The organism is Mesorhizobium sp. M1E.F.Ca.ET.041.01.1.1 (assembly GCF_003997355.1).
In the GTDB taxonomy this organism is placed as follows: Bacteria; Pseudomonadota; Alphaproteobacteria; order Rhizobiales; family Rhizobiaceae; genus Mesorhizobium.
Window position 1 is genome coordinate 1 of sequence record NZ_RZSL01001234.1, and the last position, 523, is coordinate 523.

Here is a 523-nt window from a genome sequence, read left to right on the forward strand (position 1 = left end):
GTCGATCGACTACGGCAGCCTCGGAATTCCGGAAGCCGCCGTGCCCTCGTTCGAGGAAGCCCGGGAGATGTTCGCTTCGCTCGGCCGGAAGCGGACCGACGAGGTGTTCGCTTGCGGTGAGATGCTCGCGAAAGTGCGCGGCAAGTCACCCAGCCAGGAAGTCTTCGAACGTTGGTCTAAACAGGCATGCCGGCTCACCAGGCGAGGTGCCGGCAACTACATCGCGGTTCACAACAACCTGCGTGCCCATCGGAAGGTCCTGGTCGACTGCAGCGTGCCGGCGGCCGCTATGTACGCGCTGGCGGGAGCGGAGGTCGAAACCGTCGCTTCCGTGGTAGCAGACCTCAAGGCGGGCAAGCGGCCGACCGTTCGCGAAATTAGGGCTCTGGTTTCCGGTGACACCCAGAGTGCGCAACCGGACCCGGCCGACATTGCCGGAGCAGACGGGCTGAGAGCGCTGGCGCGGGCGAAGGCCCAGAACGGGGTGCCGATCCTTGTGGAGAGGCTCAAGGGGGTGCTTGGC

Annotated in this window: 1 pseudogene; it reads left to right on the forward strand. The window is 65.6% G+C overall.

Annotation, left to right across the window (positions count from 1 at the left end):
• Window positions 1-523, forward strand: a pseudogene (locus EOA38_RS39665) (hypothetical protein); the annotation flags it as partial.